The sequence below is a fragment of the Holdemanella sp. genome (genome assembly GCF_056804935.1).
Genome location: NZ_DBMEXE010000114.1, coordinates 1 through 5,113 on the forward strand (window position 1 = coordinate 1; position 5,113 = coordinate 5,113).

Annotated in this window: 7 protein-coding genes and 1 tRNA gene; 1 reads left to right on the forward strand and 7 read right to left on the reverse strand. The window is 34.9% G+C overall.

Features of this window, described 5'->3' with window-relative positions; all coding sequences use genetic code 11:
* The 7 genes from ACZQCL_RS06140 to ACZQCL_RS06170 form a co-directional block, all read right to left on the reverse strand.
* Positions 1-232 (reverse strand): PD-(D/E)XK nuclease family transposase (locus tag ACZQCL_RS06140; RefSeq protein ID WP_482482262.1); only part of this gene is annotated, 232 nt, incomplete at its 3' end.
* 96 nt (positions 233-328) lie between these two features.
* On the reverse strand, positions 329-1,102 hold the full coding sequence (locus tag ACZQCL_RS06145; protein WP_482482264.1) for an HAD-IIB family hydrolase: 774 nt from the start codon (positions 1,100-1,102) through the stop codon (positions 329-331).
* Positions 1,103-1,118: 16 nt separating this feature from the next.
* Positions 1,119-1,343 (reverse strand): hypothetical protein, encoded by a 225-nt coding sequence (locus ACZQCL_RS06150; protein WP_482482266.1) that lies wholly within the window; start codon positions 1,341-1,343, stop codon positions 1,119-1,121.
* Between the two features lie 152 nt (positions 1,344-1,495).
* Positions 1,496-1,624 carry a hypothetical protein gene (locus ACZQCL_RS06155; RefSeq protein WP_331866082.1) on the reverse strand — a complete coding sequence of 43 codons (129 nt, stop codon included), beginning with the start codon at positions 1,622-1,624 and terminating at the stop codon, positions 1,496-1,498.
* Between the two features lie 97 nt (positions 1,625-1,721).
* Positions 1,722-2,396 carry a ribose 5-phosphate isomerase A gene (gene rpiA, locus ACZQCL_RS06160; RefSeq protein WP_482482268.1) on the reverse strand — a complete coding sequence of 225 codons (675 nt, stop codon included), beginning with the start codon at positions 2,394-2,396 and terminating at the stop codon, positions 1,722-1,724.
* Positions 2,397-2,483: 87 nt separating this feature from the next.
* A complete protein-coding gene (locus ACZQCL_RS06165) occupies positions 2,484-3,314 on the reverse strand; it encodes a MurR/RpiR family transcriptional regulator (RefSeq protein ID WP_482482270.1) in 831 nt (276 codons plus the stop codon).
* Positions 3,315-3,355: 41 nt separating this feature from the next.
* Positions 3,356-4,636, reverse strand: a complete 1,281-nt coding sequence (locus ACZQCL_RS06170) for an adenylosuccinate synthase (protein ID WP_227993084.1) — start codon at positions 4,634-4,636, stop codon at positions 3,356-3,358.
* A 134-nt stretch (positions 4,637-4,770) separates the two neighbouring features.
* Between ACZQCL_RS06170 and ACZQCL_RS06175 the strand changes: the two genes are divergently transcribed.
* A tRNA-Trp gene (locus tag ACZQCL_RS06175) sits at positions 4,771-4,845 on the forward strand.
* Positions 4,846-5,113: the final 268 nt, after the last annotated feature.

The following is a 5,113-nucleotide window of genomic DNA, read 5'->3' on the forward strand; positions in this document are numbered from 1 at the left end:
GCATTTCTAAATCTACAGTTGTTTGATCATCAAATTCGACTAGTAGATCCAAACGTGGACTTTTCATTTTACTATAGTCTTTTACCATTTCTGAATTCTTAACAACAACATAATTTACCTTCCTTTCTAAAAATACCGTGAGTAATGATTTTAAGGCATCATTGGCCTCCTTACAATCTTCGCCAAAAACATACTTAAAGGCGAAATCATTTAATAAATTTGCGCTACGCATGAGCACCTCATTTCTAGTAGGCATTTCCTACATACTCATATACGTAAAAAAAGACACTTTTTCGAATAAAAATCAAAAAAATGTCTTTTTAGTGCTTTAAATCCATTCCATTTTCTTACAAATATTATAAATTCCATCATCCACATTGGCATCTGTGACTAAAGTTGCGATATTCTTTAATTCCTGACACGCATTTCCCATCGCAACACTTGTCCATTGCGGATCAAACATCACCTTATCATTGGTGTCATTCCCAAAGACAACCACATCTTTTAAATCACCACCAATATGCTGCATCATATCCAAGATTCCTTGATGTTTCGCATCATATTGAAACATTAAATAATCTGGCACAAAGCGAAGATTTCCAAGTGTGTCCTTTAATGTTAATTCTTTTTCTTTTTCTTTTGGAATAGAAATATACATTTTATAAATCACATTCAACTTGTCTACATCCAAATTTTCATCATACACATACTCCGTAGGCTCTTTACGATCTCCAACTTGATTCTGGAATGTGTGATCTTGAGTATATACCTTAATTGAATCATCTAACGTAAATAAAACACCATATCCCAAAGATAATGCTTGCTTGGCAATTGCCTTTGATTTTTCTAAATCTAAAGGAATATTTTGAACCAATTCATCATGAATGACTAATCCGCCACCACCGCAACAAACCATATCATGAAGACCCACACTCTCCATAAAATTACGTGCTTTATAGTGAGCACGACCTGTCGCAATAGCTACAAAGTGGCCTGCCTTTTGAAGTTCATTTAATGCGACTTGTGCACTTGGCACAATCTTACCAGTCGCCCTATCTGTAAGGGTTCCATCAATGTCAAAGAAAAAATATTTTTTATTCATGTTCCTTCCAACTTTCCTATATCTTCGTCAATACATCCATCACATCTTGAATATATTGTATATTTGTTTGTCCATTTAAACTTGAAACGTATTCTTCCATATCACGAATCTCATAATTTAGTGCCAAACGTCTTTCTTGACAAGTTATCTCTAGCGTATGTCCATCACTTGTATATGTGATTGTCGCCTTTTCATCTCTAGGAAAATTATACACCCCAATATATCCGTTTTCGCAAGCCACAAAGCCTCTTTTGGCTGCTTAGCACGCATTGTTAAAGAAATCATCGCAATCTCTATCCCTTTATTCTGTAGCAAGATACCACTTGATTCATCGACACCCGTTCCAAATGGTGTCATCGTTGTTAATACGGTATCAGGTTTGCTTGTCATAGACTAACGCTCAAAACCTACGGCATATACACCAATATCAAGTAAAGCACCACCAGCTAAGTTTGGATTAAAGAAACGATTGTTGACATCATATTCTTTAAAAGTGCCAAAATTGACTTGAACTATCTTCACTAGACCTAAAGAATTTAATGAAATTAGTTTTTCAACTCTTTAAATAAAGGCATTTGCCATATCATGCGCAATCCAGCCAGGACCAACAATTTCCCAATTATAATGAATGAAATTCTCCGTCCTTTTCCTTTTTAAATACACCCATATCATTCACTAGAATCATACCTGTCAATATATCCACAAATAAACTTGTATCTACAATACCAGGCATCATCAACAAGGTTTGATTCAACAAATGAATATCTTCTACATTTTTGAAGTACACATCGAATAAGATATTCCCTTCATCACTAATGAGAAAGCCATCTTTATTTGAAGCAGTACGCCATTCAACAATCCCATTTAATTCTCCTAATTTCTTTTTCACAATACTATATGCTTTAGGTAATACTTCCACTACAACAGGCACTTGAAATGCCAAAGTCTCATGAAATTTAGTTTCATCAACCAATACAATATATTCATCGGCCATGGACGCAATAATTTTTTCTTGCGTATGAATACCACCACCACTTTTTAAAGCATTCAAATGTGAATCTACCTCATCACATCCATCAAAAGCAATATCAACATGATCCACATATTGTGTATTCAATACAGTTAATCCTTCTTTTTGGGCTTTTAAAGCTGTTTTTGCAGAAGGTGTAACCACTTGAATATCTTTATCCTTTACATAATCAATCAAATATTGAATGGTACTGCCACCGCCTAGGCCTACAACCATTCCATCCTTCACTAATTTTGATGCATACAATGCACATTTCTTTTTCATAATCATCACCACCTTCAATATATCATGTAATTTATTTTCGTCAATAAATACTTTATGTAATTTTAATTCATACACAAAAAAGAAGAACTATACCTTCAAAGAAGCATATAATTCTTCACATTGACTGATTCGATCATAACTATCTGTGCGTTCATTCGTTAAAAATAAATATAAAATTTCAATGACGGTCGCCACAGAAATTCTTGAAAAACAAAATTCATTTAAAAATAGCTTTTCACGCGTAGACGTCTGAATATGATATAAACATTCTTTGGCAACAACTGAATCCTCATTATTCGTAATTCCAATTGTAGGTACCCCACGCTTTTTCATTTCCCTGCAAACCGCTAAGACTTGGCTGCTCTCCCCACTATTTGAGATGGCGATCACTACATCACTTGCATCTAGTCCTAGCGCATAAGAGGCCTGATTCTCCCAAATTGTTGAAGTAAATGTTGGAATACCAATCTCGTTAAATTTGAACATACAATCAAGCGCTACCGGAATCGTATTTCCTACGGCACACACAAGTACGTGTTTGGCATTTTGAATCAAAGAAAGAATCACACTCAATTGATCCACATCTATATTACGAATTGTAGCCGTAAGTTCAGAAATCTTATTGGAAAGAATGGTTTCTAAAGAACCTGAAATATCACTTGTAGAAATGGTATTTGATTTTTGTTCAATCTCGTTCACACAATCCCTAGCCAAATTCACCTTTAAATGATGAAAACTATCCATCTGACATTTTCTGGCAAAACGCGAAACACTCGCCTGCGAAGTATTACATGCTTGGGCAAGCTCCTTAATCGTCATATTCACCACTTCTTTTGGATGTTGGATTATATAATCCGCAATCTTCTTTTCAGAGTCAAAGAAGGAATTATAATGTCCATGAATTGTATCGAGTATCATAAAATCACCACCAATTCTATATTATCAAAAAAGAGATCAAATTACTTGATCTCATGTACGTAAATATTATTAACACGATCTGGTCCTACAGAAATCATAGAAACACGTACGCCTGTGAATTCTTCAATGAAGTGTACATAGTCTAAACATTCCTGAGGCAATTGATCGACTGTAGACATCTTAGTGATATCTGTCTTCCAACCTTTGAAAGTCTTATAGATTGGTTTAGCTTTGGCAACATCTGCCTGATCACTAGGAATATAGTTATATTCTTTACCATCGATTTCGTATCCAACACAAACCTTGATTTCATCTAAACCGTCTAATACGTCAATCTTAGTGATAACGATATCTGTTAATCCACTCATTAAGTTTGCGTGTTTTACAGTTAATAGATCCAACCACCCACAACGACGAGGACGACCTGTAGTAGCTCCATATTCTCCACCGTGTTCACGAATCCATTCACCTTGTTCATCTAATAATTCAGTAACGAATGGTCCTTCACCAACACGAGTTGAGTATGCTTTTACTACACCTACAACAGTCTGAATACGACTTGGTGCAATACAAGCACCTGTAGTAACACCAGCACTTGTTGGACTTGAAGAAGTTACATATGGATATGTTCCATAGTTGATATCAAGCATAGCTGCCTGAGCCCCTTCAAACAATACTGTCTTATCTTCATCTAAAGCTTCATTTACTAAGTGTGTTGTTTCTTGGATCATAGGGACAATACGATCATAAATAGCTTCAAAATCAGCTACCATCTTATCGTAATCCATTGCTTTTCCACCATATACGGCAGTAAATAATTTGTTTTTGAAATCTAAACAGTCTTTTAAACGAACTTTAAAATGTTCAAAATCTTTAAATTCATGGTAACGAATACCGTGACGAGCATACTTATCTGCATAACATGGACCAATTCCACGTTTTGTAGTTCCGATTTTATTAGATGCTGCTTGCTCTTCTAATTCATCTTGATATTGATGATATGGCATTAACATCTGTGCACGGTCACTAATAATGATGTGTTTCATTGATAAACCATCTTTTTCTAATTGTTCCATTTCTTTTAATAATACGAATGGGTTACAAACAACTCCTGGACCAATAATACAAGTTGCTTCTTCGTGTAAAACACCACTTGGTAATAAGTGCAATACATGTTTCTTACCATTTACAATGACTGTATGACCTGCATTGTCTCCACCTTGGAAACGAACAATCATATCCGCCTTTTCTGCTAAAACATCGACGATTTTTCCTTTACCCTCATCGCCCCATTGGGTACCTACAACTACTTGGCTTGACATAAGAGCCTCCTTTTAGGTATGTTCTTTACAATACCTAATTAATTATAAGTAACCCTCATATTATTGTCAATTGAGATTTTTTAAAAAAAGAGCTTGCACAACCATTTAATTCATGATATCATTAACGGGCACTTAGGGGTATCGTCCAAAGGCTAAGATAGCGGTCTCCAAAACCGTTGATGTGGGTTCGAGTCCTACTACCCCTGCCAGTTTGAAACTTAAAACTCTCAAAAATGCTTTATATAAAGTGGATTTGAGAGTTTTTTTGTCGCCAAAAAGTCGATTTTTACCCGTTTTGGCAAACTTTTTGGCAAACAATTCGAAAAAAATTATTTTTTTTACTTCGTCAACTTCTCGTAATTTTTATACATCTATACAAAAAAATTGGATAATAGAAATCAAGTAAAAATTAAAAAAATATCAATGATTTTTCATGGTTTTTATTACACGCTGAAAATCCCTGAAGAAAAAGCGCTT